The sequence below is a fragment of the Streptomyces sp. BK79 genome, assembly GCF_044142145.1.
GTDB lineage: Bacteria > Actinomycetota > Actinomycetes > Streptomycetales > Streptomycetaceae > Streptomyces.
In genome coordinates this window covers 1-457 of record NZ_JBHVOC010000095.1, presented here as the reverse complement: position 1 = coordinate 457, position 457 = coordinate 1, and the positions used below count along the sequence as shown (strand labels likewise).

Here is a 457-nt window from a genome sequence, read left to right as displayed (position 1 = left end):
AGACTCCAGACCGAGTGCCGCCGGCTCGCCTGACACCGCACCCGACGCCTCGATCCAGAACCGCCTCCGCTGGAACGGATAGACGGGCAGGTCGATGTGTCGCGCCCCTGAACCAGCGAAGAACGAGGTCCAGTTGACTGACGTGCTGCGACGGAGATGTGTATGGGCGAGCGCGCTCAGGACCGATACACACTCGTCCCGGTCACGGCGTACGGAGGGCACGAACACTCCCGAGGGCACGACACCCTGCCCCATCGCACTCAGTACGCCATCAGGACCGATCTCGACGAACGTCTCCACACCCTCGGCATGCAGCGAACGCACCGCGTCGGCGAACCGCACCTCACGCCGCACCTGCTCCACCCAGTACTCCGCCCTGGCGATCTCCTCCACCACCGGACCACCAGACACCGTGGAGACAAACCGCAGCCGCTCCGGAGCCCGATACGACAACCCG

At 66.3% G+C, this 457-nt stretch carries 1 protein-coding gene; it reads right to left on the bottom strand.

Going from position 1 to position 457, the window contains the following annotated elements:
- On the bottom strand, nucleotides 1-453 hold a 453-nt coding region (locus ACFIF2_RS35940), incomplete at its 3' end, for an acyltransferase domain-containing protein (protein ID WP_395577495.1).
- Between the last annotated feature and the right edge of the window lie 4 nt (nucleotides 454-457).